This is a genomic window from Paenibacillus farraposensis (assembly GCF_020736845.1).
GTDB lineage: Bacteria > Bacillota > Bacilli > Paenibacillales > Paenibacillaceae > Paenibacillus > Paenibacillus farraposensis.
Window position 1 is genome coordinate 1 of sequence record NZ_JAFFQR010000104.1, and the last position, 208, is coordinate 208.

1 protein-coding gene is annotated in these 208 nt (G+C 49.5%); it reads left to right on the forward strand.

Annotated features, from left to right (window positions below; genetic code table 11):
* The coding region (locus JO375_RS16360; protein ID WP_267497725.1) for a GH25 family lysozyme at window positions 1-208 on the forward strand (208 nt) is incomplete at both ends.

Below are 208 nucleotides of genomic sequence, written 5' to 3' on the forward strand. Positions count from 1 at the left end.
GACGGCATATCATTTGTTTTTATAAAGGCAACACAGGGCAAGACGTTTCGCTCCAAGACGTTCCTCCAATTTGTGGAGGACGCAAAAGCAGCTGGTCTGCTGATAGGTGCATACCATTATGTGGACGATTCGGCTACTACACCGGAAGCGGCCCGACAGGAAGCAGCAAACTTTGTATCTGCAATTAAGGACGCTGGAGGCATTCAGG